Origin of the sequence: Mycolicibacterium gadium (assembly GCF_010728925.1) — a bacterium.
In the GTDB taxonomy this organism is placed as follows: Bacteria; Actinomycetota; Actinomycetes; order Mycobacteriales; family Mycobacteriaceae; genus Mycobacterium; species Mycobacterium gadium.
In genome coordinates, this window is sequence record NZ_AP022608.1 from 2,096,336 (window position 1) to 2,122,566 (window position 26,231).

Genomic DNA, 26,231 nt, shown 5'->3' on the forward strand with positions numbered 1-26,231 from the left:
ATCCTGTTGGAGCCCAACGATCGTCCGAGATGAGGAAGCCAACGTAATGCCCTTCCCGACCATCACCCCCACTATCCCCGCACTGGTGAGGTCATGTGCGGCGCGCTTTGGCGAGAAGGCATTCCTCATTGCGGACGGACAGATGCTCAGCTATGTCGATCTGGACCTGCGCTCAGCGACATTGGCACGGGCGCTGCTCGCCGCGGGCATCGGCAAAGGCGACCACGTAGGAATCCTGATGCCCAACAGCGTCGAGTGGGCGATCGCTTGGTTCGCGACGACGCGCATCGGTGCCGTCGCGGTTCCCATGAACACCTTCTACAAAGCCTCGGAGCTCGCCTGGACGACGCGTCATGCCGATCTGCGAGCGATCTTGGGGTGGTCGTCGTTTCGCAACCATGATTTCGTCGAACGCCTCGAGGAGGCATTGCCCGGATTATCCGATGAATGCGATGCAGGGCAGATCTTCCTGCGCAAGACGCCGTATCTCCGCATGATCGCGGTATGGGGCTCCTGCGACAGACCCTGGGCGACCGCGCTCGGCGACCACGATCCGACCGACATCGACGATGACTTCCTGGTCGCCGTTGAATCATGCGTGACACCGGCGGACGACGCCATGATCATCTACACCTCGGGCAGCACCGGTGATCCCAAGGCACCCGTGCACACCCAAGGCACGCTCGTGCGCCACACCTATAACCTCACGTTCGACTACGGCGTCACCCACGACACGGTCATGTTCACCGCCATGCCGTTCTTCTGGGTCGGCGGCCTGATCACAGGCATACACGCAGTGATCCACCACGGCGCAACCCTTGTCACCCAACCCGCCTTCGATGCCGCGGATGCACTGGAGCTCATCGAGATTCACCGAGCGACCATCGCACTGGGCTGGCCGCAACAGGGCAAGACACTTGCCGAGCATCCGGACTTTCCGCAACGGGACCTGACTTCTGTCCAGCGCACCAGCATGCCGGCGATGGTGCCCCCAGAGCGCCGGCCGCAGGGGCCGAATGCTCTCGGGATGACAGAACTGTGCGGCAACCACATCGGCGTCGATCCGTATCCTGCGCAGCCACTGGACCGCGCCGAGACAGGCGGACGGTCTATCGAAGGCTTGTCACACCTACTCGTCGATCCTGAGTCAGGTAAGCCCGTGCCCGTGGGAACCAATGGGGAGATCTGGGTGCGCGGGTACTCGTTGATGCAGCGGCTGTACAAACGCGAGCGCGAGGACGTGTTCACTGCCGACGGCTACTACCGAACCGGCGACTGCGGCATCGCGTCCGACGATGGCTGGATCAAATTCACCGGCCGTCTCGGCGATCTGATCAAGACCGCGGGCGGAACCAATGTGACCCCGTCCGAGGTCGAACTCGCCCTGACCGCTTGCGACGGCGTCCTCGAGGCGTACGTCGTCGGCGCCGACGACGGCAGCAATGGCACGATCGTGGCCGCCGCGGTGGTTCCACGGGGCGGCTCGGTACTCGATGGCGACGACTTGCGTGCGCAGGTGCGCAGCCGGCTCTCGGCCTACAAGGTGCCGAAGTTCATCTGGATCACAACCAAGGACGCGCTGCCCTTCACCGCCACCGGCAAGGTGAAGAAGTCCGACCTGGCCGTGCAGGTGAGCGAGCTGCTGACCAACCGTCCCTAGAGGTTGGTCTTCAGAAGCGTCAACGGGATTCCATACATCGGTTCCAGTTTCACTTCAGTGACCTCGAATCCGTCTCCCTGGACGTGCTGCCGGAAGTCGGCGTTGACGCCGTGGCCCCGTGCAATGTGCTCAGCGGCATCACAATCTGCGGTTCGTACGACAACGGAGAACAATCCGTCGCCGTTGCGCGCGAGGAACTCGGCAGCGGTTCCCTTATCGGTCGGTGCATCCGCCAGCGGCGATATGAGTTCGAACCCACGGTCCCAATCGAGCCTGATCGCCAGGCGCAACTCCTCGTGGTCGAACGACTGGAATTGAAACCCCAACGCGGTGAGGAACTCCGCCGCGCTGTCCAGGCGCTCCTGCGCGATGGCGAAGACCACGTGGTGCAGTAGCGGCACAGGTTGGCTCATGGAGGCAACTTAGACGGAAGTGAGGTTTCCATTATGCGTAAACTCTCATTCTCAGTCCGGTAGATTCGCCGCGTGGCGCTAGAACAGTTCCAGCTGGACGGACAGGTTGCAATTGTGACGGGCGCCGGGCGCGGCGTCGGTGAGGGTATCGCGAGAGTGCTCGCGGAAGCCGGTGCGACAGTGGTCGGGACAGCACGTACCTCCGCAGAAGTCGAATCGACCATCGAGGACATCAAGGCCGCGGGCGGCAACGGCCTGGCGTTGACGGCCGACGCCCTCAAGCGCGAAGACAGCGAGCGCGTCGTACAGACCGCGGTCGACGAGTTCGGCCGCATCGACATCCTCGTCAACAACGTCGGATTCGCTACATACGGGCCGTTCCTGAGCCTCACCTCGGACAATCTTCGCAGCACATTCGACTACTGCGTGACGTCGGCGTTCGACATGAGTCAGCTCGTCGTCCCGCACATGCTCGAGGTGGGGCGAGGTTCGATCGTCAACATCTCCTCGGGTGCGGGCCGGTTCGGAATTCGCGGACTGCTCCCCTACTCCGTCGCCAAAGGTGGACTGGAGGCACTGACACGCGCCATGGCCCAGGAGCTCGCGCCCAAGATCCGGGTGAACGCGATCGCCCTCGGTGCCTTCCTGACGACAGGACTGCAGTCGAGCTTCGACCTGATGCCGGGCTCCGAGGAGAAGCTGAAGGAGCGGACGCCGTTGCACCGGATCGGCGACGTGGCTGATCTCGGTCGGCTGACCCTCTACTTGTGCACGAAGGACTGCTACGCCACCAACTCGACGTTCATCGTCGACGGGGGTCTGCAGGGACCGAATTCCGAACTGCCCATCCCCGACCTGTAACCAGAAGGAGCAGAGCTCATGAGCAGCGCGCCGTTGAAGGTCGCCGTCATCTCCACAGGCTGGATCAGCAGCCTCGCCATCCGCGCGATCGTCAAGCGCCCTCACCTGGAACTCGTCGGAGTATGGGTACACAGCCCCGAGAAAACCGGACGCGACGCCGGCGAGGTCGTCGGGATCGACCCGATCGGAGTCATCACGACCAACGATCTCGACGACATCATCTCGCTGAGGCCCGATTGCGTCGTCTACGGCGCGGCGAGCGCCGAGATGGACGCCGCCGCAGTGCGAGACTACGTGCGGCTGCTCAACGGTGGACTCAACGTGGTCACCACCAATACCCCGGGAATGATGTTCCCCGACAGGTGGATTCCCGAGCTCGCCAGCCAGGTGCGCGAGGCCGCGCTGGCGGGCGGGGTCACGATCTACACGTCGGGTATCGAACCCGGTTTCGCCGGTGACCAGTTTGCAATACTGCTGACAACACTGTCCAACAGGATCCGGTCCATCCGTGCCCAGGAGATCTTCGACTACTCGGCATACCCCAATCGGGACTTGATGGTCACCGCGATGGGTTTCGGAGAACCCCTGGATTACACGCCCCTCCTCGAACTCGACGGCGCGCAGCAGCTCGCGTGGGGGCCACCGATCGGCCTGGTCGCCAAGGCCCTGAGCGTCGAACTCGACGAGGTCACCGAGTCCTACGAACGCGTGATCACCCCGCGCGACCTCCACGTCGCCTGCGGCACCATTCCGGCCGGGACGGTCGGCGCCGTAAGGGCCGTGACGAGCGGTGTCGTCGACGGTAAGCCGGTGATCACCATCGAGCACATCAACCGAATGGCACCCGATCTGGGACCCGAGTGGGCGACGGCGCCCAACGGCACCTACCGTCTCATCATCGAGGGCGAGCCACACATGCAATGTGACCTTCGGCTCGGCACCGAGGACACCGCGGAGTCGGCCAATGCCAATGCGATGGAGGCGACAGCCATGCGCGTTGTCAACGCCATTCCCTACGTTGTTGATGCGGCTCCGGGGATCGTGACGTCGTTGGACCTGCCGATCACCGCACCGCGCAACGCCATCGACACCGACTAGACCGTGAACATGGGTCCGCGCGGCGCGCCGCGGACCTCGTTGCCGCCATCGATGGCGAAGCTCTGTCCGGTCATCCAACTGGATTCCGGGCCGGCCAGATAGCGCACGCCGGGCGCGATGTCATTGGATACGCCGAGTCTGCCCAGTGGAACCCGTTCCAGGAAGCTGCTCGTCAACTCCTCGAGGTGAATGTATCCCTGCGTGGTAGCCGCCTCGGTCAGGCCGGGACGCACCGCGTTGACACGGATTCCACGCGGTCCCAGTTCGGAAGCGGCGACGCGGATGAGCATCTCGAGCGCGGCCTTGCCTGCCGAATAGTGCCCCAGGCCCTCCATCGGGATCTTCGACGACGTCGACGAGATGAAAACGATCGAACCGCCGTCGGTCATCAGCGGGGCCGCATAGCGTAAGGCAAGGAAATTCGACCGCAGGTTACCCATCACGAAGTCGGTGAAGGTAGCCAGATTCTGCTCGACGAGCGGGCCCGTGCCGCCAGAGGCGACGGTGCCGACGACGATGTTCAGACGGTTGTGCACGTCGTAGGCCGCCTGCGCCGCGGCCTTGACGGTGGCTTCATCCTCCGGATCGCCCTTGTGCAGCACGATTTCGGCCTCGGGGACAGTGTCGAGGATGCCGTCACGGGTCGCTTCCAGTCGGGTAGTCGATCTTCCGAGCAGAAACAACGTGGCACCGTCGGCGGCCAGGAGCTTTGCGCTCGCCTGCGCGATACCCGCCGACGCTCCGAGGATGAAGGCAGTCTGTCCGTCAAGCACACCCATGCCCACGACGCTACCCGTCCGCCAAGCGGTATTCTCGTAATTCAGAAACGCTTATTCTCAGGTGCGGTAGCTTACGCACGTGGCAGACATGACCGACAAGGTCGCGCTCATCACCGGGGCAGCCCGGGGCCAGGGCCGCGCACACGCCGAGCGACTCAGTGCCGACGGTGCCGACGTGATCCTCATCGATATCGCCGGGCCGCTGCCGCCCAGCGTGCCCTACGACTCGGCGACACCAGAGGACCTAGCCGAGACTGCTGAACTTGTCGCGGCGAATGGTCGACGCGCCCTCACGGCGATCGTCGACACCCGGGATCACGACGGTATGTGTGCGGCGGTAGCGAGCGGAGTCGCCGAATTGGGGCGGCTGGACGTCATCGTCGCGAACGCGGGAATCTGCGTCCCGTCGACGTGGGATCGGGTGTCGGCTCGCGATTTCCAGGACACCATCGACATCAACCTCGTCGGTACGTGGAACACAGTGATGGCAGGTGCCCGGCACATCATCGACGGTGGTCGCGGCGGGTCCATCATTCTCATCGGATCTGCCGCCGGTCTGACGATGGAGCCGTTCATGATCGCCTACACCGCCAGTAAACACGCCATCACAGGGTTGGCGCGATCTTTCGCCGCGGAGCTCGGAAAGCACAGGATCCGGGTCAACAGTCTGCACCCCGGTTCCGTGGTGACACCGATGGGCAGCGAGAGGATGGTTGCGGCGATGGCCGATGCGGCCGAATCCAATCCTGTTCTGCGGCCTGGCTTTGTCAAGCAGCTCATTCCCGACTCAATCGCGATGCCTGAAGACATCGCTGCGGCCGTCGCCTGGCTGGCCTCCGACGAGGCCCGCTACGTCACTGGCGCCGCCATACCGGTGGATGTCGGTGTGACCGGCACCTGACGCCCTATAGACCGCTGACGAAGCCTCGTGGTGAGGTCAGACGCAGGTCGTTGTAGGTCGCGATTCCCGGATCCGCCGCGACGACAGCCGGGATGGCGTTGATGGCGGGCATCGCGGTGATGATCATGCCGAGCACCATGAAGTCGCTCATACTCTGGGCTTCGAAGTCGGCCGGTGGCAGAAAGTCGAGGGTGGTTGTCACCGCAGGCTGGCCGGCGATCTCGATGAGATACCCGCCCGGCTTGTGCTGCCAATCCGGCTGCAGCGTCTGGCCTTTACGCCAGCGCATCCGGATCTCGATGACATCGCGGTCGCCGATGAATCCCTGCCAGCGCAGATCGACACCTGCTACGCAGCCCCTCTCGATCACCCAGTCTGCAGGGAGATGAAGATCTTCTGTCGTCTGCGCGTACTCGGCAGTGCACCGGACACCGTCGAGTTCGACGCCGATCGCATCGGCGAGCATCAGGACAGCTTCGCGGAACACAGCTGTCCCTGACGCCGTCATCTCCTGCAGGCCGGGGTGATCGATGGGTTGACCGAAACCGACCGGCTTCTCGGTTTCCGGAGAGTCGTAGAGGGTACTGTCCCCGAACTCGGTGATGCTCACCTTGTCGATGCGGTCACAGATAGTCGCCGAGACGATGGCGAGCAACTGGGCCGCGCCGGGGTTGATCCCCGACCCGAATATCGTTGCCTCGCCTCGTTGGCACGCTTCCTCGACTCGGGCGCGATCCTCGCCGAGGTTGTGGCCAGTGATGAACGCCGCGGTCGTGACGACATTTGCACCGGTGGAAAGAATCTCCACTATTTCGTCGACATCCGGCCACATGGGGTTGTAGACAACGCAGTCAGGCCGCAGCGTGAGGAGTTCGGAGGTGTCATTGGTTGCGGCAACCCCGAGTTCGTCGATGCCGGCCAACGTGCCGGCATCCTCTCCGACCTTGTCCGGCGACCAGGCATAGCAACCAACGAGCTCCAGAAGCGGATTGGTCGCTATGGCACGTACCGAACGACGACCAACATTTCCCGTTGTCCATTGCACTACTCGGATCGACGAATGCTCACCCGCCGCGTGCTGCTTCGCGCTCACTATGAATGCGTACCAGTTCGCGGAAGCCGACGCGAGGATATTCCGGCACCGGCTGAATCCCCCACCGGTCCTGCGCTGTCTGCTGCCCTGCGGCTTCCGGTGCACCACCGAAGGGCGGCCCCGACAGCGGATAGGGCTGAGTGCAGTCGAGGGTGTCGTCGGAATAGCGAACTTTCATCAACTCGCTACAGATTTCTGTGAGCGACAAACTGGGCCAGCCGTACCAGACCGCCAGTGCGGGCACCGTAAGTGCGCCTTCGATGACGAGACCGAACAGGCAGACGTACAGTCCACGCTTCAGCCATTTGTGCATGCGCGCGAACGGCGGTGTGGTGCCGAGGGGCGGTTCCGGCGCGGCGTCGGCCTCGGCGGACTTCTCGCTCATACGGGCGTCCTTCCTGTTTCCACGTGTCTCAGTCCGAGAAGATTTCGCGGTTCACGGTGTGCAGGTAGGGAATTGCCAGGAACGGCGTGATGTAGAAGATGTTGTACAGCCACCACCCGAGAACCGGGAACGCGACACCGGCGTAACGCACGTCGGCGTACATGGTCATGTTGAGGATGTAGCCCATCCACGCGATGAGCCCGAACCAGCAGGTCACGACCATCCATTGATGGCCCCACCGCCTCATCTGCAGAAAGCCGATCGCTGCCGCGATACGCATCGGGAAGACGACGACGATGCATACGATGATCCAGGCTTTCTCACCCGGCGCACCCGCACCACCGATCCACAGTTCGTTGTAATGCCAGAAGTATCCGCCGTCCATCAGATTGCCCCACGCGGTGAAGATCGTGCGGGTGATCAGGGCATGATTGGCGAAAATGTCCAAGCCCCAACCGATGCTGTTGATGGCCGCATCGAGGATGACGACGTAGCCGATCAGCGTGACCATCATCGGTCGTACGGAGAGGCCTGCGGACTGCGCCTTGCGTAACAGATAGATTCCGCGGCAGAAAACCGGGAGGCCGAACGGCCCGAGCACCAGAGTGCCCATGAGGATTGTGCCCACAATAAGCCAGCGGTCGGCGCTTTTTTGCGCTCGGCGACTCTCGTCCTCGTGCAGATCCAATGTCATCGAGTTCATCTGCCGCGCCCTACCAGTCCTTCACAAAGAGCATCTGCAGCTGAATGAGGAACATGGCGATCAGACACCCGTAGACGAAGACCTGGAACACGATCAGTGCTCGGTGCCTACGCCGATCCTGTTCGCTCATCGGGGGTTTCGCGGACATCAAAAGGTTCCGATGTTGGACAGCAGCCAATACCAGAACCAGACGATCGCGCCCATCGCCCCCCACGCAAACGTCAGTCGCACCAACTCTTGGAGCATGCCAACCCCTCCGCCGCCCATACGAGAACGGCTATTCTCAGTGAATATTGTTGACTGTATCCAAAATGTCAAATGGCAAGGACACGCGGGGCCCGCTCCTCGGAGATGGGCGGTTAGACCTGGCGGGACCTCAGCGCCACCACGAGATGCTCGGCGGCCGCCCGCTGCGTCTCGATCTGGTTCTGCGACGCGCGCTTGCCGTCACCTGCGCGGATCAGCGAAATAGTCTTGAGGATACCGAGTTTCGTGGTCTCGACGGCCTCCGGCGAAACTGCCTGGACATCGCTGACCTCGACCAGAACGCGCAGCTTACGTAAGGTGCGGTTCATCCGTTTCGACACGCCGACTTCCATGATGGCGTCGACGTACTTGCCGACGATCCGCCATACGTCGCCATCGGATGTCGCTGTCTCCAGCTCTGCGCCGATGGTCGCCAACGTCGCGTCGAGTTCGTCCGTCAGGCGCTCGGCCGCCTTCCTCGCGACGTGCGCGTAGATCAGGCCGAAGATCTCGGTGTTCTCGAGAACGGAGTCCGGGTCAATGGGGAGGACGAAGGCTCCGCGGTGCAACTCGATCTCGATCCGGCCCTCGTTCTCGAGTATTGCGAGAGCTTCACGCACCGGCACACGACTGACTCCGAGTAGCTCGGCGGTCTCTTCTTGGTTGATCCTGTCACCGGGAGCCAGCCGACCCGCCATGATCTCGTCTCTCAAGAACGCCGCAACCTGTTCCCCGCTGCTGCGTCTTTTCAACCTGGCATCCGGCGAAGCGCTCACCTGTCGCGACTCCTTTCCGATCTCGCGACAATACCGTCACCCCTCTCGATGATCGCGGAGCGCGCCGAAGCGCGGTTGCGCGAGGCCGACCCTGACGAGTTGATGCATGACGGCGGTCGGCGTGAAACGCGCGAACGTCCGGAACATCTTGGCGTCGACGCCTGCTCCGCGGTGCACAATCGGTTCGCGATCTCGCTCGAGCGTCCTGGCAAGCGTTCGCGCGAAGCGAACCGGTGGATTCGCCATTCGCACGGCTAAACTGCCACGTTTCTCCATCTTGAGGTGCATCAACCCGTATGGGCCGTCGATGTCCTGGAAGACGGGCGTTCCGTCGCCGGTGATCTCGGTGTCATACGTTCCGGCCATCAAGATGGTCACGCCGAGACCGAACGGTGCCACCTCCCCCGCAAGCGACTCGGCCCACCGTTCCACGCCGGCCTTCGTGGCCGAGTAGATGGAGGCCAGCGGCATTCCGCGGACAGCCACCGTGCTCGACACCACCACGATGCGGCCATGACCGGCAGCTCGCATCGCGGGCAGGAGGGCATTGGTCAACGCAGCGGGACCGAAGAGATTGGTCGCGAAGAGCCGAGTCCACTCCGAGGAGGGAGTCTCTTCGACAAAGCCCGCGCTCGCGACGGCCGCGTTGTGGACCAAGGCATCCGGGGCACCCACCTTCTCGAGGATGTTGCTGGCAGCAGCCGAAATCGATTCGGGATCAACGAGATCGAGGCCTACTCCCAGGAGGCGGGAATCGTCGCGTCGCGCACCTGCCAACTCACGGATCCGATCGAGCCCAGTCTCGACGGAACGCATGGCCCCCACGACACGCCAGCCGCGGCGATAGAGCTCAGCGGCAGAAGCAAGCCCGAGGCCGCGTGAGGCGCCAGTGACAACTACCGTGCGAACGTCGGCCATCAAATCCTCACTGTCGCCTCGAGGGATGTGGGAATGGTGTATGTAGTCGGCGAATCCCGCAGTTCTGCAATGTTTTTCGCTCGCATGATGCTCGCTACCAGGCACAAGGTGAGCATGACTGAAGCTCCTATTTGAAGAACGGGCCCGGCTTTCCCGCTTCTTCAAGGTGGCCGTATGGGTCATAGACCTTCACGTTCGGGTACGGGTTCTGGTCATAGGCCGGCCGCGACAGGCCCGCTTCGCGCAGTCCAGCAAGCACTGCCAACGGCGTGGCGAACGAAATGAGGCCCACCGCGACCGAGATGAGCAACTGACGGGTCACCGTTACCTTCTGGCGGCCGGCGCGCGCGGGAAGCCATCGCGCGATGCGGTTGATCAGCACCAGGTCACCGTTCTCGTCGCGGACGCACATGACGGCGACCATCCCGAAGATGACCGAGTCGTAGACCGCCATGATCAGCGGGAAATGGACGTGACCGATCTGTAGCACCGGCCCTACGGCTTCGGTGTAAAAGAAGATGCCTGCCCGCATCCAGGTGAACTGGATGAGGCCGTTGATCGGGATGGCGACGATGGTCGCGCCGATGAAGACCGCGACCAGCCGATGACGGACGAACCAACTCGATCGCCGCATCAGTGGGTCGACAAGACGATCGTGCAATTGCAGAAAACCCAGGCCGTTGAGCAGGTAATAGGCCGCATACCCGCCCAGGAACGCCAGCGCGGGCTCGAGGTTGGGCGAGATGTTGACGTAAGGCCACGACAGCGGAAAGTGCAGCATCCGCGGATCGAAGATCGCGAAGGTCGCCCAGTTGGCGAGCGGGTCGAGCGCACCGGTGATGAGCCCCGCGAAGGCGATGATGACCGCCCAGTGCACCTTGCGCTGACGCCACGACAGCCAGCTCAGCGCCGCGATCAGCCCGATCGCCATCGGTATCGAGCTGATGGCGACGGCTAGAGGCCAGTTATCGAACCCGAGAAACGGCGGGTACGGCACCGAACCCGGGTTGGGGTTGGTCCGCTCAGGGTCACCGTGCAGCCCCGACTGGATAGTCGCCACGGTGACCACCGCGAAGACCAGGTAGGCGATGCCGAACATTCCCCACCCGATCCGCGCCGGCCACGGCGAATGGGTGCGCTCGCCGGTACTTGAATCCGCAGTCGAGTCAATGGTATTCGTCATCTCACACCCTCACCGGAAGGGAAGCCCAGCCCCTGACGCTCGTTGTGTGAGCGCGCTTCGCGCGGGTGTAATCCACTTCCCAGTCAGGCCATCGCGAAAGCACCTCTTCCAGTGCGACCTTTGCTTGCACCCGTGCCAGGGCGGCGCCAAGACAGAAGTGAATGCCGTGCCCGAATGACAGGTGCGCGCCTCTGCGGTGGATGTCGAACGTGTCCGCATCGGGGAACTGTCGCTCGTCGCGGTTCGCCGAACCATTGAGCAGAAGCATCACCGAACCTTCGGGAACCGTCTGCCGGTAATGCTCGACATCACGGGCGACATACCGAGCTTGCACCGGGGACGGCGCCTCGAACCGGAGTACCTCCTCGATCGCGTTGGGAATCAGGCCGAAATCGGCTGCGAGCGCACGTCGCTGGTCAGGATGGTCCGACAGCAGCTGGCCGGCGAAACCGATCAGCCGCGTCGTGGTCTCGTTGCCGGCACCGACGACAGTGCTTGTGTACGTCAGAACCTCGCCGCGGGTGAGCCGTCTACGGCTGCCGTCCGGCTCCTCCACCTCCGCGTTGACGAGGTCCGTCATCAGATCGTCGGACGGATGGTCGTAGCGCCAGTCGATGAACTCCTCCAGCATCGACCCCGAACTGGTCAACATGTCTGCTGCGACATCCCCAGGACCGTTGTCGGATAGTTCAAGCAACTTGTCGCTCTTCTGCCGAATGGCGACCTGTTTGTCCTCGGGTATGCCCAACAGGTATCCGATGGTTCGCATCGGCATCCACGCACCGAGATCGGCGATGAAGTCGAATCGATCGGTCTCGGCCAGCGGTTCCAGTGATCGCCGGCAGAACTCCCTGGCCAATGGCTCGATGGCGGCCATGCGCCGCGGAGTGAAAACGCCCGACAACAGGCGTCGGTGCAGGTCATGAATCGGTGGGTCTTCGAACAAGATGATGCCCGGGGGCACCTCGATATTGTTGAGCAGCACCTCGATGACCGTGCCGCGGCCGGATCGATAGTCCTGCCAGTTCACCAACTCCCGGGCGACGTCCGAGTGCCTGCTGAGCGCATAAAAGCCGTACTTCTCGTTGTGGTAGAGCGGCGCTTCCTCGCGCAGGCGCCGCCACACCGGGTACGGATCGTCATCGATCTCGAAGTCGAAAGGGTCGTAGTACGGGTCAACCTTCACCCTGTATGTCACGAGCCGAGAATAAGCGTTATCGGCTGTCGCAACTACGTTTTCTGTTATTCCGCAGGCCGCATGCTGTTGCCTTTGATGACCGGCATGTTCGTCCAGGTGCCCCTGTCATCGCGATACCAGCCCGCAGCGGCCAGGGCGCCACCGTCGGCGTGCACGACGGATCCCGAGACCCACGCGGCCAACGGACTGGCCAGGAAAAGCACGCAGCCCGCGATGTCTTCCGGAGTGCCGAACCGCCCCAGCGGAATCCACCGCGGCATGTGATGCCGTTGCGATGGGTGGATCATCCTGTCGAGAGGAACCTGGGCGCTATCGGTGGTCTCTGGTGCGACCGCGTTGACCCGAATGCCTTCCGGCCCCAATTCCAGGGCCAAGCTCATGGTGAAACCGGTGATCGCGGCCTTGAACGCGCCGTAGACCGCGAACTGTGGGATACCGCGGAAGCCTTCGATCGACGAGATGTTCACAATGCTCGCGCCGCCGCCCGCGGCTCGCAGCAGCGGCAGCATCACCCGTGTGACGGAGAAGATGTGCTTGAGGTTCACCCGGTAGATGTCGTCGATCTGCTCGTCTGTCAGCTTCTCGAACGGCGTCGGACGCGTCATGAAGTGCCCGACGTTGTTGACCAACACATCGAGGCGCCCGAATCGATCAGCGATTGTCGTTGCGAGTTCCGCCACGTCGACGGCGTCGGTCGCATCGCCGTGTATCACTGTGACGTTGGCGCCCGCAGTCCGCAGTTCGTCGGCTCGGGTCTCGTCGATCTCGAGCGCGACGACCGAGGCGCCCTGTTCGGCGAATATCGACACGGTCGCTCGCCCGATTCCTGCGCCGCCACCGGTGACCAGAACAACCTTGTCGGTGAAGTCGATCATGCCTACCTCCACTAGAGAACCAATATTCTCACATGCGAGAATCGTCGATCATGGGCGACACCGCACTCCGCAGCTTCGTCTTTGCGGTTGAGTTCGCGGTCGGCGAACCCGAACGCGTGTGGCCGGTTCTGACGCATCACGAAGAAAACCTGCGAGAGCTCGGCGCGCACTACGCGTTCATTTACGAATCGATCGTCGAGGCAGGACGGGTGCTGGTCGTCATCGGCGTTCGGACCCGGGAGCCGCTGTTGGACTTTCTCCGATCACCGCAGCTCTTCGAATGGTTCGACGCGGTTGGCCTCGACGATCTGCCCGCCGTATTCGCAGGGGAGGCTGTTGCACGATTCGATATCGGCGAGGCGCCCGCACCGGGCACGGAGATCGTCGTCGCCGCGGTCACTCCGGTCGAAGACGTCGACGGGTTCATCGCCCGGGTGCGTGCATCGCTCTTCAAGTTCGGCAGGGCCGGGATTCGCAGGACCCTGGTCTACCGAGCGTTCGACACCCCGCACGAGGTGATGTTCCTGCAGCAACTGGCGGATCCGGACAAGGCACTCGTATGGGTCGAGCACTCGGAGGTGGCTGCGTCCTGGCTGACCGCCGCTGGCGTGGGAGCCTATCCGCCGGTATTTGTCGGACGGTTCGTCAACGCGATGCGCCCGGCCCAGACCAGCGGAACGGACCTGCACTGATGTACGTCTGTCTGTGTCAAGGTGTCACGAACGAAACGGTTTCTGCCGCCGTCGTCGCCGGAGCGAAGACCCCCAAGCAGGTGTCCACGGCGTGCGGGGCAGGATCGGAGTGCGGTAGATGTTGCCGCACCATCCGGTCGATCATCGATTCGCTGGCGACAACGACGAAACCAGGCAGGGGAAGCAGAGTATGACTGATCCGCACTCCGACATCGCGGGGATACGGATGCTCATTGTCGGCGCGTCCTCGGGAATCGGACGGGCGCTGGCACTGGCGGCCCATTCGCGAGGCGCCAAAGTCGCGCTCGCAGCGCGCCGGGTGAACATCCTTTCCAAGCTGGCCGATCAGCTCGGCGGCTCCGCGCACGAGCTCGACGTGTCCGACCCGCAAGCCATCGAGCGCGTCGTCAGCGAGGTTGCGACACTCCTTGGCGGCCTCGACGCCATAGTGTTCACCAGCGCCTCTGCGCCATTCGCGTTGATCGAAGACACCGATGTGACGACATGGATGCACACCTACGCTGTCAACGCGGTCGGCGCCTCCCACTTGTTGCGCGCCGCAGTGCCGCACCTTAGCGACAACGCAGTCGCGCTCGTCGCCTCGAGTCACGACGTCGGGAGACCCCGTGCGGGCGTCGCGGCGTATCACGCGAGCAAGGCCGCCCTCGACGAGATCCTGAGGTCATGGCGTGCCGAGCATCCGGAACTGCCAGTCATCCGGGTGAGCGTCGGCCCGACGGAGGGTACCGAGATCCTGCGCGGTGCTGACCGCGATCTGCTGGCAGACCTCTACCGGACCTGGGCCCAGGAGGGTCAGATTCCCGCCGAGATGTCAGCGGTCGACGATGTCGCGAACGCCCTGCTGTCCTTCATTGCCGTCGCGCGAGCCAACCCGACGGTCGTCAGCGATATCGTGCATCTCGCGCCGCGCGCTCGCGCCAAGAACTGAGGAGTACACACCATGGATCTGGGCTTTGCGGGCGCCAAAGCTGTCGTCACCGGGGGCAGTAAGGGCATGGGACTGGCGATTGCCGAAACCCTTGGCGCCGACGGTGCTTCGGTCGCGATCATGGCGCGGGGACAGCAGGCCCTGGAGTCGGCGGCTGAGTGCGTTCGAAGCGCAGGCGCTCCAGAGGTCCTCGCCCTGAGTGTCGATATGGCCGACGCTGAATCGATCGCGGCCGGGTATGCCGCGGTGAGTGATGCGTGGGGCCAACTCAATGTTCTGGTGCACACGATCGGCCCGAGTGCCGGTTCGTTCGAGGAGCTCGACGACGACGACTGGCACGCGGCATTCGATCTGGGCACGATGTCGGCGGTCCGTTCGGTGCGCGCGGCGCTGCCCATGCTCCGCGCCGCCGAGTGGGCCCGCATCGTCACGCTGTCCGCGCACTCGATCCAGCGCCAGAGCGAACGCCTGGTGGCCTATACCGCGACGAAGGCCGCGCTGTCGAGCTTCACCAAGAATCTCTCGAAGAGCCTCGGTCCCGAAGGCATCCTTGTGAACTGTGTATGTCCAGGCACGATCGTGACCGCCAGTTTCACCGAAATCCTCAAGGACGTGCTCGCCGCCGATGGCCTGGACTCCTCCGATCCTCACGATGTCATGAAGTGGGTGGAGCAGACCTACGGGCATCCCTGCGACATCGGCCGTGCCGGACTACCCGAGGAAATCGCCTCTGCGACAGCGTATCTGGCGTCACGTCGCAACGGCTACGTCACCGGTGCGACCGTGAACGTCGATGGCGGATCGGACTTCATCTGAAGAGACGGCTCAGCCGTTCTTGGACATCTCCCGGTCGGCGGTATCCGTCCACGTCGCCTGGTGGCGATCCATCGTCATCGCCCCGTCCCACCCACCATCGGTCCACAACACGGTACCGCCGACATAGCTGAACCGCGGACTGCCCAGACACACCAGCGGCCAGGCTTGCTCCTCCGGCGTCGAGTAGCGGCCAACCGGGCCGACCGACTGGTCGACGACCGCTTTGGTGGCGAAGTCCTGGAAAGCCGGCATCATCGCGGTCTCGGTGGGACCCGGGTTGATGCAGTTGATCCGGATGTCCTTGGTCGCCAGTTCCGGATACCACCAACTCACCCACGCATCGGTGATGTACTTCGAGTAGGCGTAACCGCTCCACGACCACTTCTTCTCATTCGCGGTGAGCCATTCGACCGCGGCATCGAAGCCGTCGGTCTCCAGAAGCTCCGTGATCACCTTGATATGGTCCTGCCAGCCGATCGCGGCCGACGAGGAGATCACGCTGATCGACGAGCCGTCAGCCATCTTCGGCACCAGCTGCTCGGCCAGATGCCGTGCACCGACGAAGTTCACCAAAATCGTGTCCCACTCGCTGAACGGCGGGCCGGGAAGTCCTGCGCAGCTGAACAAGCCGTCGACCGGACCGTCGATCGATGCGGCGACGGTTTCGATGTTCGCGCGATCGCGCAGGTCGATCGTCAAGGCGCGGTCCACATCAACGGTGGTCGGATTGATGTCGAGCGCAGTCACGCGGGCGCCCAGGTCGACGAGAATCTGCGCCGCCGCCTGACCCATTCCCGACGCCGCTCCTGTCACGACGACCGATTTGCCCTTGTAACCGAGCACGTCTTCCATATCGAGAACCTCACTTCGCGAATAGTGAGAACAAACATTATCACCATCGATACTGTGAAACTCTGCGCCTGGACTGAAGGGAGCGCTGAAGTTGACAAGAACGCGACCGATACGGGTCATTCAGTGGGCCACCGGTGGAGTCGGTACCGAGATGGTGACGACCATCCTCGATCACCGCCCCGACATCCAACTGGTCGGTGCGCGTGTCTACTCCCAAGCGAAGCACGGTGTCGACATCGGCAGGATCGTCGGCCGCGACCAGATCGGCGTCACTGCGACGATCGACACCGCCGAGATCCTCGCGCTCGACGCCGATCTCGTACTCTACGCGCCGTCGTTCACCGATCTCGACGATGTCTGCGCCCTGCTCGCGAGCGGAAAGAATGTGGCGACGCCGTCGTTCCTATTCCACCCGCGGCGCATTCCGGAGGCGGATCGGCGACGTCTGCAGGAAGCCTGCGAGCAGGGTGGCGCCACCATCCACGGCAGCGGCTTGAACCCGGGCAACCTGTCCGGTGTGCTGCCGTTGGCGCTGTCGGGGATGAGCCGCACCATCGACCAGGTCACGCTGCAGGAGCGCGCCGACTGGACGCTGTGGGAAAGCACTGAGATCACCTTCGACGGCATGTGGTTCGGTCGTCCGCCGGACGAGGTGACGCCGTCGGCCAATGGGTACCTCAGTTTCCTGACAAAGCTGTTCGTCGAGCAGACCTGGTTCATCTCCGACACGTTGAACGCCGAAATCGACGACGTGTCGGTGAGTCTCGAATGCGTGCCCGCGACCAAGGACTTCGAGATGTTCGGCCACGTGGTGCGCGCTGGCAGCACGGCCGGGCAACGCTGGAACTTCCGCGGCCATCGCAACGGCAAGACGCTGATCGAGTTCGAGACCCTGTGGACCATTGGCGGCGAGTATCCCGGGCACTGGCCCAAGCCCTTGGACGGCTGGACGCTGACAATCGAAGGTGACCCGTCGATGCGCACACATTTCTTCCCCCTCGCCAGCTTCTCGCGCGACGCCTCGATCGAAAAGCATGTGAAGGCCGGATTGATCACGGTGGCGATGCAGGTCGTCAACGCGATTCCTGCGGTGTGCGACGCACCGGCCGGCTTCGCGACCATGGCGGATCTGCCCTTGATCCGCAGCTATACCGGCTTCGGCAACCGGTGATTTGGGTGCGTATACGTTCGCTTACCGAACGTTCGCGCACCGAAATCACTTGGGCGGTAGGCTCTCCGGCGATGTGACGTAACCCATCTCGTCGTACAGGGTTCGAGGCACGAGAAGACCTGTCGTGTCGAGGATCTCGGGTAGATGCTCGGCCACGTCCTCAGCACTCAGGCTGCCGTCGGGCGACGTCCAACCGCGTGAGATGCCGATCTGAACCGCTGCAACGCGACCCATGAACGCACTGAACACGGTCTGCGTCTGCGTGCAGGCCTCGCTCGCGAGATACGCCACCACGGGGGCCACCTGGTCCTGCCGCAACGTGTCGAGGAAGGCGCTGCCGTCGGGGTCGTCGGCGCCCACCCCCGTGACCGCGTCAGCCATCCGGGTACGAGCCATCGGCATGATCGCATTGGTCGCGATGCCGAAGTCTGCGCCCTCCAGCGACAGCACGTTCATCAACCCGAGCATTCCCGTCTTGGCCGTCGAGTACCCGAGCATGCCGTGCTGACCGAAGATTCCCGCCGCGGACGCCACCAGGACGATTCGACCGTAGCGGGCGCGCTTCATCACCTCGAATCCCGGACGAACAACGTGGAACGCGCCGAGAAGATGATGCCGCAGGAGAGATTCGAAGCGTTCCGTCGGCCAGTCATCGACCGGGGCGTTGAACACGTTGCCCGAGTTGGCGACGATCGCGTCGAGCCTGCCGAATTCACCTTCGGCCAATTCGACGGCCATCTGCCCGCCCTTTTCGGTGCTGACATCCTCGACACACGCCACTGCCCGCCCACCGTCGGCGACGATCTCGGCAACCACATCATTGGCAGGCGTCGGATCGGAACCATTGCCGTCCACGTCGCAGCCGTTGTCGGCCACCACGACCGCGGCGCCGCGCCGGGCGACCTCGCGACAGTACGCCGCACCGAGTCCGCGTCCTCCTCCCGTGACGAGGACGACGCGATCGGCGAATGAGACCGTGGTCATGGTCCGTACAGTCATCTCCCACTCGGATGCGGTAGGTCAAGCGTCAGGACGATACCTGGCGGTCCCGCCCCCACAGCCGTGATGTTGTTCACGACTACCGACGCGACAGCGACCATGCTTGTCTACCGATTGGTCCAGTGCGCGACGAATGGTGAGATCGAGGACACGTCGTACAGGCCGGGTTCGGCGGCGAGCACCGCGGGTATCGCATTGATCGCGTGCATCGCCGTCGCCAGGCATCCCTGCTCGGCGTGATCCTCGTCGTGCGAACCGATCACGAGGTGTACCCGCATGTTCGGCTCCCCCTCGAAGGTGATCTCATAGCCGATTTCCGTCGGCCAGTCCGGCGCCAGATCATCGGCCATCCGGGTGAGATGCTCGACGGACATGGTCGTCTCACCGCAGTCGACGGTTACACCGAAACGCATGGCGCCGACGGTGCCGGCCGGGATCTCGCCCGCGGCGACCGTCAAGGCCCGCGGCGTCGTCGCCACCTCGCGGAAGCCCTCGACCGACTGGATCTGGAGGCCCAGCGATTGCGCGAGCACGGTCGCGCTCCCGATCCACGCGCTGGCCGCATAGTCGGTGTTGGTGAGCAGCGGCGTGGTGTCCTCTGGCGCATGACCGAAGCCCATCGCGTTGAAGATCAGATCGTGGCTGGCATATGTCGAGTAATTGAGCACCTCGCGCACGCTGATGTGGTCCGTCTTCTGCGTCAGGCGGGAGAGCACGGGACCAAGCGACTCTCCGAAGAAGCCGGGATACAAACCTAGACCCAGGAACGAGGAACCACCTGTGCGACAGGCAGTCTCGATCCCATCGGCCAGCGACTCGTGCAGTGAGCGCGGATGGATGAATCGGCTGCCGATGGCCACCACGTTCTTACCGGACGCCAGCAAGTCGCACACATCGGCGAAGCAGCCTTCGGTGTCGGTTTCCACTTTGCCCATGTAGAGGACGATGTCGGCGTCGGACTTGATCAATGCGTCGCGGTCGTCGGTGGTGAGCACACCAACCTCGCCCCCGCCGCCGAGCACCCCGGCGTCGACACCCACCTTGGCGGGGTCGTAGACGCGGGCACCGACAAGCTCGAGGTCGGGCCTGGCCAGGACATGCCGCAGGGACATCATCCCGGTGACGCCGGTTGCCCACTGAATGACGCGTGTCATCTCGATGTCCTCCTCAGTCCCACACCACGTCGAGGCGCGGTGGCGAACGAAACATGGTTCCGGTGACATAGGGCGGTGGGGCGTCGGGATCCAACCGCAGCCCTGGCAGTTCGTCGAACAGCGCGTTGAAGATCTTGGTGGTCTCCAGCCGTGCCAGGTGCATTCCGAGGCAAACATGAGCACCGTGGGCAAATCCGATGTGCGGCTTACGTTCCCGGAAGATGTCGAACTTCTCCGGATCGTCCCAGCGGGTTTCGTCGTGGTTGGCGCTGCCCAGGCTGAGCATCATCGTCGCGCCCTTGGGGACCTGCACGCCACCGATCTCGGTGTCGCAGGTGACCTCACGCATGAAGTTCAGCAAGGGTGTCTCCCACCGAATGCCTTCCTCGATCGCCTGGGGCAACAGGCTGCGGTCTGCACGTACAGCGTCGAACTGGTCGGGGTGTGTCAGCAGTGCCATGGCCAAACTGGCCGTCGAACGCGACGTCGTCTCCGCCCCCGCGGGTAGCAGGTTGCGCATGAAGCCGTAAATCTGCTCGTCTGTCATCTTCACACCGTTGACTTCCGAGGCGGCCAGGATCGACACCATGTCGTCCTGCGGTTCCCTGCGCCGGTCAGCGAGAATGCCGACGAAGTACTCCTTCATCTCCGCCGACGCGCGCATTGCGCAGTCCATGTCCGCGCGGAAACCCAGCAGGTCGATGGCTAGACGGTGAAACCACAGCACGTCGGAGTCGGGTAGTCCGAGCAGGGCGGCAATCACCCGTACCGGGATCGGCATGAAGACCTTGTCGACCAGATCGGCGCGTTTGGCGTCCTTGAACTTCGCGATGGTGCTGTCCACCAGCGGTCCGACAAGCTCAGCGTCCCAACGCTTCATCGACGAACGCGCAAACGCGAACTCGTGCAGCTTGCGATAGATCGCGTGCTCGGGTTCCTGCATCTCCAGGATTGTGGGGCCTTGCAGCGGCCGCACGACGTCCTCATAGCATCGTGTGCTGAACGTGATGTTGTCGGTGAAGACGGCCTTCACGGTGTCGAACGAGTACGCCGTGAATGTCTGCGGACCATCGCCGCTGTTGCCGACCATCCCCATCTCCGGCCAACCGGCGTGTACGGGGCCCTGGGCGCGCAGTTCCTTCAGCGTCGGATATGGCGACGCATCACCGTCGGCGCCCATCCCCTCGTTGAATTTGTCCTGCGCATCCCGGATGCTCTGCTCGAGTTCCTCTTGGCTTGTCCTGGTCGCCGGCTTCGCCATCTGACGGCTCCTCACTGCCACTTGCCATCGAACAACCTACATGTTGTTGGTTGAGAACCTACATGATGTAGGTTGAACGGATCCATCAACCGTGGTAATCGCGAAAATGCAACCAGGAGCGTTCGATTGGCAACTCGAGTGGTGCAGTGGGCAACCGGCGCGGTCGGAACCCCCGCGTTGGCGGAATTGATCGAGAATCCCGATTTCCAGCTCGTTGGTGTGCTGGTGTACGACCCGGCCAAAGCCGGTCAGGATGCTGGGGCCCTATGCGGCCTACCCCCCACCACGGGCGTGCTGGCCACCACAGACAAAGAGGAGATCCTGGCATTGCGGCCCGACGTGGTCATCCACGCGGCGAGCAAGGCACATGCCGTCGAAACCAATGCCGAGGACATCTGCCGACTCCTCGGGTCGGGAATAAATGTCATCACCACGACCTCCTACAACCATCTGCCCACCTACGGAGCCGAGACCGAGTCCGCGTTCGTCGAAGCCTGCCGCACCGGCGGATCCCGTTTCCACGCTGCGGGTGAAAACCCTGGCTTCATGTTCGAGCGCCTCGTCGCGACGGTGACCGCGCTGTCGAAGACGATCGACCGCATCGACCTGTACGAGGCCACCGATGTGTCGGCCGTCGACAGCAGGCCCATGCTCGTAGATCTGATGGGCATGGGCCGTCCGCCCGAGGACGTCAGCGCCGACTCGCCGATCATCAAGAAGCTCGACCTCGCCTACCGGCAGGCGCTCAATGCCACGGCGGACGTTCTGGGTATCACGCTGTCGCATGTCGATGTGTCGGTGGACGCCACGACGCTGCCCCACGACATCGAGGTCCGCGCAGGCACGATCGAAGCGGGAACGGTCGTCGGTCAACGCTTCTCGTGGGTGGGGCACTGGTCAGGCCGGCCACTGCTCGCCATCCACGAGGAATGGGTGCTGACGCGCGACCTGCCGCAATGGGGATTGAAGCCGCTGGCACCGGGCGAGAAGGCGCCGTTGATCCGGGCCGTCATCAAGGGCACACCGAGCTTCGAACTACAGCTGGACGTCGGGTTCGACGAGAAGCCGGCCGACGGCACGCACGCGCAGCCCGGTCATCTCATGATCGCGATGGGCGCGGTACGGGCGATACCCGATGTGCTGGCCGCGCCGCCGGGTGTTGTGGCGGCGCCGGTGTTCGGGGCGATCCAACTGAGATCCGACTAAGTCTCGCGCCCTAACGGGTTGATCGCATGCAGCTGGTGCCGGTAATCAACCCGTAAAGCGCGATTCCGCTCGGGCGAGCCCACTAGGAGCTGCCGACTCCCACCGCGAGTGAGATGTGGTCACTTGGCGCCGAGTGGAACACGTGAGCGCTGCCGTCCGGCAGCACCCTGCGGGCGATCAGGTAATCCGACCCCAGCCAACCCTGCCGGATGAAGCGGCCGAAGCGCAGGAACGTGCCGGGCGCGCCGCTGGCTGACGGCACGAGCTTCACCTGCTCGATACCGTCCTTGACCCCTGAGCCGGTCAGTGGTCGGGCGGCCGCAAGCCCGCGCACGATCACCGTCGCGACGTCGTGAGCGAGTCCGGGCATGGAGTGGCCTGGCCTGCGACCGTAACGGGCCTCGAACCGGTCCAGGAACGCTTGTCCGATGGTGTTGCGCTCGTCGTAGCTGTCGAGTCCGATCCAGCCGCGTAGATGGTGCCTCCACTCGGCGCTGATGTGCGCCATCTCGAAGGCGGTGGTCGTATACCGCGGTGGATCCCAATCGTCGGCGAGCAACGCGTCGGAGAAACCCCACAGCCCGTGGCCGAAGCCCACGTGCACAAGAGCGTCGGGTTCGGCATCCCGGAGCTCTTTCACCGCGACGGCCTTGTCGGCCTCGACCTGCGGAATAGCAACCGTCGTAACGACTTTCAAACCAGCGGCCGCGTAGGCCTTCTCCGCGAATGCGAGGTACTCTTTGCCGATCAACGATGCCTCGTAGGCGATCGCGATCCGGGATCTGCCGTCGCCGAGCATCACCGCCGCCAGCATGACGGGCTCTTCCGGCATCGACCCGTTGTTGAGTGCGAACGTCCATTCAGTCAGTGCGCCTTCGGAGCCTGACAGGATGATGTTGGGGACCTTGGCGATGCGGTTGGCGTGCGCAGCAAGGGGGACCGCGTTGTCGGACACATACGGCCCGAAGATCGCCAGGCACCCTTCGGTCACCAACTCGTCGTAGCCCTGCTCAACCGCCTGGTACGTGCCATTGGGCAGCCCGATCACGTTGCGCTCTATCAGTTCAATCGGCCGGTCGACGAGCCCGGAGGCGACGGCCTCGTCGAACACCAGCCGCAAGCTGTCCACAGTGTCGTTGTCGGTTCCGGCCCGCGTCGGATAGTCGTTGAGCAAGCCGACTTTGAGCGGTGCCACTGAGCCGTACGCGCGAACGTCATCGTCTGCCATAAGGGCAACATACATTATGAAGGTTGTCTCCCAGGAGACGAAAATCGCCGTTTACGGAATCGCATATGACGATTACCAACGCTTGGTAGCGTCGCCGCCATGCCTGTCGACACGACCACCAGAAAGAAGTACCGCGTCATCCAGTGGGGCATGGGCAATGTCGGGACACTCGCATTACGCCATATGGCCCACAATCCGACCTTCGACGTCGTCGGCGTGCTGTGCAATCGTCCCGAGAAGGTCGGCAGGGACGCGGGTGAGCTCGTCGGGGTCGCACCCATCGGTGTCTCGGCCACCACCGACAAGGACGCCCTTGAGGCGCTCGACGCCGACTGCGTCTTCTATGCACCACTGTGGTCGGACGTCGACGAGATCTGCCGGCTACTGCGCGGCGGCAAGAGCGTCGTCGCCTCGGGCGGTGCGTGGTGGCACCGAACCGAGACCAACGGCGCAGACATCGACAAGATCGAAGCCGCCTGCCAAGAAGGACGGACGTCGTTCCACGGCGGCGGCATCCATCCGGGCTACGCCGCAGATCTATTGGTCCTCACGCTTGCCCGCATCGTCGGCAAGACCGACCACATCCACATCTACGAAGCGGTGAATTTCAACAAGGACACCTTGAAATACCTCGACGAAATGGGATTCGGAAAGACACCAGACGAGTTCGCCAAGGGCAATCTCTTCGCGGACGCGTGGTCGCTTTTCGCGCAGTCGCTGACCATGGTCGTGGAAGGTCTCGGCAAGACCGTCGAGAAGTTCACGACGGATGTCGAACTCGGCCTCGCCGTCCGTGACATCCCGTACGAGGGCTCGGCCGACATGGACATGCCCGGCCTGAAAGGGGTGATCAAGCCGGGGACCGTCGCGTCCCAGCATCACATCTGGACGGCTTGGGTAGACGGACGGCCATTCATCACGCTGCATGAGCTGTACTCGTTCACCGACCACGACGCGATCGAGCCCAAGCCCGACTGGGAGCCCTACTACCACTACCGGATCGTGATCGAAGGCGACCCCGGCACCGAGTTGATCCTTCGCGGCGACCAGCACGCTCGCGACACCGCCAAGCCCGGCTACGTCGGTTACGCGTGGACGGCCATGGAGCCGGTCAACTCGATTCCGGCAATCTGCGACGCGCCACCCGGCTTCAAGGCCCACAGCGATCTAGGGCTCATGCCCGTGATCGGGATCGTGCGCTGACGCCTGCAACATTCAGCATGAATGTTGCTACGATGCTCGAATGGCCAAGCGTGGTGGCACCGATGTCGAGCGCCGGGCGCGTGGAGATCAGACCAGAAGCGATCTCGTCGACGCCGGACGCGCATTGTTCGTCGAGAAGGGATATTTCGGGACCAGCATCTCGGATCTGGTGACGAGGTCCGGGGTCGGCACGCGAGGCGCCTTCTACCACCACTTCAAGGACAAGGCGGAACTGTTTCGCGCGGTGTTCGAGGACGTGGAGCGCGACCTGACGCTGCGCTCACTGGCGTCGCCGCCGCCCGGCGCGGATGCGTGGGAACGACTGTCCACCGGCATGCGCGGCTTTCTCGAATCGGCGCTGGAGCCCGAAGTGCAGCGCGTGATGCTACTCGACGGTCCGGTCGTGCTGGGCTGGCAGACACTGCGCGCCATCGAGGAAGGCAACAGCATCGCCCTGATCAACGAAATGGTGGCCGAGGCCATCGCTGACGGCATCATCGATGACCACCCCGTCGGCGAGCTGACTCACCTCTTAGTGGCCGCAGTCGAGGAGGCAGCCCTACTCGTCGCCCATGCCGACAAGCCCGCCAAGGCGCGAGAGAGGGCGACCCAAGTCCTCGACCGCCTGCTGCTGAGTTTCGCCGTCGAACCGCGAAAAGTACTGCGCCGGTAAAGTTCTGCCCAGTCATGAAGCCGGGGCCGCCAAAGTGGAAATGATTGTTTTCGATATGTGAATATCGTGCTTCTGCACCAATGATAATGTTCCTCTCAATGTCCTTTCAAGGAGACCTGATGGCAGACGTACCGCCGCTGAGAGTTGCCGTCGTCGGCGCATCTGCGGGGCTGGGCCGGTGCATCGGCATCGGCCTGGCTGCGAAGGGCGTACGCGTCGCCTTTCTGGCCCGCCGACGTGACCGGCTGGAGAACGCCGCCAAAGAGGCGGGCGAAGGCGCGCTCGCCGTTGCTTGCGATGTCACCGAGGGTGCGGCCTGCCGAAATGCGATCGCAGAGGTCGTTGACGCATTCGGTGGTCTCGATGCACTCGTGTACACAACCGGCGTCGGCGTGCTCTCCCCGCTGGCCGATGTCGACGCCGAACAGTGGGCGAAGTTGTTCGCCACCAACGTCACCGGCGCCTCCCTGATCACCGCTGCCGCCGCACCTCACTTGGCTGCCGCTGCAGGTTCGGCGATATACCTCTCTTCGCTCAGCGCTTCATACTCGGCGCCCTGGCCGATGCTGGGTGCGTATGCAGTCTCGAAAGCTGCACTGGACAAGCTAGTCGAGGCGTGGCGCATCGAGCATCCGAACATCGGCTTCACCCGACTGGCGGTCGGCGATTGTTTCGGCGGCGAAGGCGACTCACAAACCGAATTCAACAAGACCTGGGATGCCGAAGCACTGGAAAAGGCGATCCGGTTGTGGATGGATCGCGGCGAGATGCAGGGCGGCTTGGTCGAGGCTGACCACCTCGTCGATGTCGTGCACTCGGTACTTCGTTGCGGCAATAGCAGCTTCATCCCCTATTTGACCCTGGCTCCTCGGCCGTCCGGTGCCGTGGCCGAACTTCGACAATGGTGAAGGACACTGAGAAGTGACACACGAATCCCG

Annotated in this window: 28 protein-coding genes; 13 read left to right on the forward strand and 15 right to left on the reverse strand. The window is 63.4% G+C overall.

The window, feature by feature from the left end; genetic code table 11:
* The first annotated feature begins 46 nt into the window (after positions 1-46).
* The gene (locus tag G6N36_RS10500; protein ID WP_163686458.1) at positions 47-1,660 is read left to right on the forward strand and encodes a class I adenylate-forming enzyme family protein; all 1,614 of its coding nucleotides are present in this window, start codon (positions 47-49) and stop codon (positions 1,658-1,660) included.
* Here G6N36_RS10500 and G6N36_RS10505 read toward each other — a convergent pair.
* Entirely contained in the window at positions 1,657-2,073 is a 417-nt protein-coding gene (locus tag G6N36_RS10505; protein WP_163686459.1) for a VOC family protein, read from the reverse strand. The genes G6N36_RS10500 and G6N36_RS10505 overlap by 4 nt on opposite strands.
* 72 nt (positions 2,074-2,145) lie before the next feature.
* Here G6N36_RS10505 and G6N36_RS10510 point away from each other — a divergent pair, with 72 nt between their 5' ends.
* Both G6N36_RS10510 and G6N36_RS10515 read left to right on the forward strand, forming a co-directional pair.
* Positions 2,146-2,934: an SDR family NAD(P)-dependent oxidoreductase gene (locus G6N36_RS10510; protein ID WP_163686460.1), complete on the forward strand. Its 789-nt coding sequence runs from the start codon at positions 2,146-2,148 to the stop codon at positions 2,932-2,934.
* Positions 2,935-2,952: 18 nt separating this feature from the next.
* The gene (locus tag G6N36_RS10515) at positions 2,953-4,032 is read left to right on the forward strand and encodes an NAD(P)H-dependent amine dehydrogenase family protein (RefSeq protein WP_163686461.1); all 1,080 of its coding nucleotides are present in this window, start codon (positions 2,953-2,955) and stop codon (positions 4,030-4,032) included.
* On the opposite strand, the gene G6N36_RS10520 is transcribed toward G6N36_RS10515, so the two are convergent.
* Positions 4,029-4,811, reverse strand: a complete 783-nt coding sequence (locus G6N36_RS10520) for an SDR family NAD(P)-dependent oxidoreductase (protein WP_163686462.1) — start codon at positions 4,809-4,811, stop codon at positions 4,029-4,031. The two genes, G6N36_RS10515 and G6N36_RS10520, sit on opposite strands and share 4 nt — an antisense overlap.
* A gap of 88 nt (positions 4,812-4,899) precedes the next feature.
* On the opposite strand from G6N36_RS10520, the gene G6N36_RS10525 reads away from it, so the two are divergent.
* Positions 4,900-5,712: a mycofactocin-coupled SDR family oxidoreductase gene (locus G6N36_RS10525; protein WP_163690595.1), complete on the forward strand. Its 813-nt coding sequence runs from the start codon at positions 4,900-4,902 to the stop codon at positions 5,710-5,712.
* Positions 5,713-5,716: 4 nt separating this feature from the next.
* Here G6N36_RS10525 and G6N36_RS10530 read toward each other — a convergent pair whose 3' ends face one another.
* The 8 genes from G6N36_RS10530 to G6N36_RS10565 all read right to left on the reverse strand — a co-directional run bounded on the left by G6N36_RS10530 (position 5,717) and on the right by G6N36_RS10565 (position 13,089).
* A complete protein-coding gene (locus G6N36_RS10530) occupies positions 5,717-6,805 on the reverse strand; it encodes an NAD(P)H-dependent amine dehydrogenase family protein (protein WP_163686463.1) in 1,089 nt (362 codons plus the stop codon).
* The gene (locus G6N36_RS10535) at positions 6,777-7,190 is read right to left on the reverse strand and encodes a hypothetical protein (protein WP_163686464.1); all 414 of its coding nucleotides are present in this window, start codon (positions 7,188-7,190) and stop codon (positions 6,777-6,779) included. Before G6N36_RS10535 ends, G6N36_RS10530 begins: the two co-directional genes overlap by 29 nt.
* A 28-nt stretch (positions 7,191-7,218) precedes the next feature.
* Positions 7,219-7,893, reverse strand: coding sequence for a hypothetical protein (locus G6N36_RS10540; protein ID WP_179964758.1), 675 nt, complete (start codon positions 7,891-7,893; stop codon positions 7,219-7,221).
* Positions 7,894-8,252: 359 nt separating this feature from the next.
* Complete coding sequence (locus tag G6N36_RS10545) at positions 8,253-8,915, reverse strand: GntR family transcriptional regulator (protein ID WP_163686465.1); 663 nt, start codon at positions 8,913-8,915, stop codon at positions 8,253-8,255.
* Between the two features lie 36 nt (positions 8,916-8,951).
* On the reverse strand, positions 8,952-9,833 hold the full coding sequence (locus G6N36_RS10550) for an SDR family NAD(P)-dependent oxidoreductase (protein WP_163686466.1): 882 nt from the start codon (positions 9,831-9,833) through the stop codon (positions 8,952-8,954).
* Positions 9,834-9,960: 127 nt separating this feature from the next.
* Positions 9,961-11,016, reverse strand: a complete 1,056-nt coding sequence (locus G6N36_RS10555; RefSeq protein WP_163686467.1) for a hypothetical protein — start codon at positions 11,014-11,016, stop codon at positions 9,961-9,963.
* Position 11,017: 1 nt separating this feature from the next.
* Positions 11,018-12,214 (reverse strand): cytochrome P450, encoded by a 1,197-nt coding sequence (locus G6N36_RS10560; RefSeq protein ID WP_163686468.1) that lies wholly within the window; start codon positions 12,212-12,214, stop codon positions 11,018-11,020.
* 44 nt (positions 12,215-12,258) lie between these two features.
* Positions 12,259-13,089 (reverse strand): SDR family NAD(P)-dependent oxidoreductase, encoded by an 831-nt coding sequence (locus G6N36_RS10565; protein WP_163686469.1) that lies wholly within the window; start codon positions 13,087-13,089, stop codon positions 12,259-12,261.
* A gap of 32 nt (positions 13,090-13,121) precedes the next feature.
* Here G6N36_RS10565 and G6N36_RS10570 point away from each other — a divergent pair, with 32 nt between their 5' ends.
* The 4 genes from G6N36_RS10570 to G6N36_RS10585 are packed head-to-tail and all read left to right on the forward strand — an operon-like array spanning position 13,122 to position 15,546.
* Positions 13,122-13,781 (forward strand): fatty-acid--CoA ligase, encoded by a 660-nt coding sequence (locus G6N36_RS10570; protein ID WP_235690006.1) that lies wholly within the window; start codon positions 13,122-13,124, stop codon positions 13,779-13,781.
* Positions 13,781-13,975 carry a (2Fe-2S)-binding protein gene (locus tag G6N36_RS10575; RefSeq protein ID WP_163686470.1) on the forward strand — a complete coding sequence of 65 codons (195 nt, stop codon included), beginning with the start codon at positions 13,781-13,783 and terminating at the stop codon, positions 13,973-13,975. The genes G6N36_RS10570 and G6N36_RS10575 overlap by 1 nt, the downstream gene beginning before the upstream one ends.
* Positions 13,972-14,730 (forward strand): SDR family oxidoreductase, encoded by a 759-nt coding sequence (locus G6N36_RS10580; RefSeq protein WP_163686471.1) that lies wholly within the window; start codon positions 13,972-13,974, stop codon positions 14,728-14,730. Before G6N36_RS10575 ends, G6N36_RS10580 begins: the two co-directional genes overlap by 4 nt.
* Positions 14,731-14,742: 12 nt before the next feature.
* The gene (locus tag G6N36_RS10585) at positions 14,743-15,546 is read left to right on the forward strand and encodes an SDR family NAD(P)-dependent oxidoreductase (protein ID WP_163686472.1); all 804 of its coding nucleotides are present in this window, start codon (positions 14,743-14,745) and stop codon (positions 15,544-15,546) included.
* A 9-nt stretch (positions 15,547-15,555) separates the two neighbouring features.
* Here the strand turns inward: G6N36_RS10585 and G6N36_RS10590 are convergent, their stop codons facing one another.
* Positions 15,556-16,398, reverse strand: a complete 843-nt coding sequence (locus G6N36_RS10590) for an SDR family oxidoreductase (protein ID WP_163686473.1) — start codon at positions 16,396-16,398, stop codon at positions 15,556-15,558.
* 91 nt (positions 16,399-16,489) lie between these two features.
* Between G6N36_RS10590 and G6N36_RS10595 the strand changes: the two genes are divergently transcribed.
* Positions 16,490-17,569 (forward strand): NAD(P)H-dependent amine dehydrogenase family protein, encoded by a 1,080-nt coding sequence (locus G6N36_RS10595; protein WP_235690007.1) that lies wholly within the window; start codon positions 16,490-16,492, stop codon positions 17,567-17,569.
* Positions 17,570-17,614: 45 nt separating this feature from the next.
* On the opposite strand, the gene G6N36_RS10600 is transcribed toward G6N36_RS10595, so the two are convergent.
* From G6N36_RS10600 to G6N36_RS10610, 3 genes are all read right to left on the reverse strand, one after another.
* A complete protein-coding gene (locus G6N36_RS10600; protein WP_158019748.1) occupies positions 17,615-18,553 on the reverse strand; it encodes an SDR family NAD(P)-dependent oxidoreductase in 939 nt (312 codons plus the stop codon).
* Positions 18,554-18,675: 122 nt separating this feature from the next.
* Positions 18,676-19,722 (reverse strand): NAD(P)H-dependent amine dehydrogenase family protein, encoded by a 1,047-nt coding sequence (locus G6N36_RS10605; protein WP_163686474.1) that lies wholly within the window; start codon positions 19,720-19,722, stop codon positions 18,676-18,678.
* 13 nt (positions 19,723-19,735) lie between these two features.
* Positions 19,736-20,983 carry a cytochrome P450 gene (locus tag G6N36_RS10610; RefSeq protein WP_163686475.1) on the reverse strand — a complete coding sequence of 416 codons (1,248 nt, stop codon included), beginning with the start codon at positions 20,981-20,983 and terminating at the stop codon, positions 19,736-19,738.
* Positions 20,984-21,124: 141 nt separating this feature from the next.
* On the opposite strand from G6N36_RS10610, the gene G6N36_RS10615 reads away from it, so the two are divergent.
* Complete coding sequence (locus G6N36_RS10615) at positions 21,125-22,189, forward strand: NAD(P)H-dependent amine dehydrogenase family protein (protein ID WP_163690599.1); 1,065 nt, start codon at positions 21,125-21,127, stop codon at positions 22,187-22,189.
* A gap of 82 nt (positions 22,190-22,271) precedes the next feature.
* On the opposite strand, the gene G6N36_RS10620 is transcribed toward G6N36_RS10615, so the two are convergent.
* Positions 22,272-23,417 carry an ABC transporter substrate-binding protein gene (locus tag G6N36_RS10620; protein WP_163686476.1) on the reverse strand — a complete coding sequence of 382 codons (1,146 nt, stop codon included), beginning with the start codon at positions 23,415-23,417 and terminating at the stop codon, positions 22,272-22,274.
* 99 nt (positions 23,418-23,516) lie between these two features.
* On the opposite strand from G6N36_RS10620, the gene G6N36_RS10625 reads away from it, so the two are divergent.
* The 3 genes from G6N36_RS10625 (at position 23,517) to G6N36_RS10635 (ending at position 26,201) form a co-directional block, all read left to right on the forward strand.
* Positions 23,517-24,620, forward strand: a complete 1,104-nt coding sequence (locus G6N36_RS10625; RefSeq protein WP_163686477.1) for an NAD(P)H-dependent amine dehydrogenase family protein — start codon at positions 23,517-23,519, stop codon at positions 24,618-24,620.
* 40 nt (positions 24,621-24,660) lie between these two features.
* A complete protein-coding gene (locus G6N36_RS10630; protein WP_163686478.1) occupies positions 24,661-25,293 on the forward strand; it encodes a TetR/AcrR family transcriptional regulator in 633 nt (210 codons plus the stop codon).
* Between the two features lie 119 nt (positions 25,294-25,412).
* Positions 25,413-26,201 (forward strand): SDR family oxidoreductase, encoded by a 789-nt coding sequence (locus G6N36_RS10635; RefSeq protein ID WP_163686479.1) that lies wholly within the window; start codon positions 25,413-25,415, stop codon positions 26,199-26,201.
* Positions 26,202-26,231 lie beyond the last annotated feature (30 nt).

Bases quoted from the DNA above. Each gene is read 5' to 3' on its own strand.
- G6N36_RS10590 (WP_163686473.1), bottom strand. From the start codon at position 16,398: ATGGAAGACGTGCTCGGTTACAAGGGCAAATCGGTCGTCGTGACAGGA.
- G6N36_RS10605 (WP_163686474.1), bottom strand. From the start codon at position 19,722: ATGACACGCGTCATTCAGTGGGCAACCGGCGTCACCGGGATGATGTCC.
- G6N36_RS10635 (WP_163686479.1), top strand. From the start codon at position 25,413: ATGGCAGACGTACCGCCGCTGAGAGTTGCCGTCGTCGGCGCATCTGCG.
- G6N36_RS10600 (WP_158019748.1), bottom strand. From the start codon at position 18,553: ATGACCACGGTCTCATTCGCCGATCGCGTCGTCCTCGTCACGGGAGGA.
- G6N36_RS10525 (WP_163690595.1), top strand. From the start codon at position 4,900: ATGACCGACAAGGTCGCGCTCATCACCGGGGCAGCCCGGGGCCAGGGC.
- G6N36_RS10550 (WP_163686466.1), bottom strand. From the start codon at position 9,833: ATGGCCGACGTTCGCACGGTAGTTGTCACTGGCGCCTCACGCGGCCTC.
- G6N36_RS10540 (WP_179964758.1), bottom strand. From the start codon at position 7,893: ATGAACTCGATGACATTGGATCTGCACGAGGACGAGAGTCGCCGAGCG.
- G6N36_RS10520 (WP_163686462.1), bottom strand. From the start codon at position 4,811: ATGGGTGTGCTTGACGGACAGACTGCCTTCATCCTCGGAGCGTCGGCG.
- G6N36_RS10610 (WP_163686475.1), bottom strand. From the start codon at position 20,983: ATGGCGAAGCCGGCGACCAGGACAAGCCAAGAGGAACTCGAGCAGAGC.
- G6N36_RS10565 (WP_163686469.1), bottom strand. From the start codon at position 13,089: ATGATCGACTTCACCGACAAGGTTGTTCTGGTCACCGGTGGCGGCGCA.
- G6N36_RS10500 (WP_163686458.1), top strand. From the start codon at position 47: ATGCCCTTCCCGACCATCACCCCCACTATCCCCGCACTGGTGAGGTCA.
- G6N36_RS10570 (WP_235690006.1), top strand. From the start codon at position 13,122: ATGCGAGAATCGTCGATCATGGGCGACACCGCACTCCGCAGCTTCGTC.
- G6N36_RS10620 (WP_163686476.1), bottom strand. From the start codon at position 23,417: ATGGCAGACGATGACGTTCGCGCGTACGGCTCAGTGGCACCGCTCAAA.
- G6N36_RS10580 (WP_163686471.1), top strand. From the start codon at position 13,972: ATGACTGATCCGCACTCCGACATCGCGGGGATACGGATGCTCATTGTC.
- G6N36_RS10505 (WP_163686459.1), bottom strand. From the start codon at position 2,073: ATGAGCCAACCTGTGCCGCTACTGCACCACGTGGTCTTCGCCATCGCG.
- G6N36_RS10630 (WP_163686478.1), top strand. From the start codon at position 24,661: ATGGCCAAGCGTGGTGGCACCGATGTCGAGCGCCGGGCGCGTGGAGAT.
- G6N36_RS10625 (WP_163686477.1), top strand. From the start codon at position 23,517: ATGCCTGTCGACACGACCACCAGAAAGAAGTACCGCGTCATCCAGTGG.
- G6N36_RS10515 (WP_163686461.1), top strand. From the start codon at position 2,953: ATGAGCAGCGCGCCGTTGAAGGTCGCCGTCATCTCCACAGGCTGGATC.
- G6N36_RS10555 (WP_163686467.1), bottom strand. From the start codon at position 11,016: ATGACGAATACCATTGACTCGACTGCGGATTCAAGTACCGGCGAGCGC.
- G6N36_RS10535 (WP_163686464.1), bottom strand. From the start codon at position 7,190: ATGAGCGAGAAGTCCGCCGAGGCCGACGCCGCGCCGGAACCGCCCCTC.
- G6N36_RS10575 (WP_163686470.1), top strand. From the start codon at position 13,781: ATGTACGTCTGTCTGTGTCAAGGTGTCACGAACGAAACGGTTTCTGCC.
- G6N36_RS10585 (WP_163686472.1), top strand. From the start codon at position 14,743: ATGGATCTGGGCTTTGCGGGCGCCAAAGCTGTCGTCACCGGGGGCAGT.